The sequence below is a fragment of the Halomonas sp. ND22Bw genome, from assembly GCF_003011945.1.
Classification (GTDB): Bacteria; Pseudomonadota; Gammaproteobacteria; order Pseudomonadales; family Halomonadaceae; genus Halomonas; species Halomonas halophila.
Genome location: NZ_PXWD01001157.1, coordinates 1 through 260, shown reverse-complemented (window position 1 = coordinate 260; position 260 = coordinate 1). Strand labels below are relative to the sequence as shown.

1 protein-coding gene is annotated in these 260 nt (G+C 67.3%); it reads left to right on the top strand.

The genetic code is table 11. From position 1 onward, the window contains the following. The coding region (locus tag CVH10_RS21805) for an acyl-CoA dehydrogenase family protein (RefSeq protein WP_181244654.1) at positions 1-260 on the top strand (260 nt) is incomplete at both ends.

Below are 260 nucleotides of genomic sequence, written 5' to 3'. Positions count from 1 at the left end.
GGTTCTGACCGAGCCGGGCGCCGGGTCCGACCTGGGCGCCCTGACCGCTACCGCTACGCCGAACGGCGACGGAACCTATGCGCTGAACGGCCAGAAGATCTTCATCACCTGGGGCGACCACGACGCGACCGACAACATCGTCCATCTGGTGCTGGCCCGACTTCCCGACGCGCCCAAGGGGCCTAAGGGGATCAGCCTGTTCCTGACGCCCAAGTTCGCGGTCAAGGACGACGGAAGCCTGGGCGACCGCAACGCCTTCC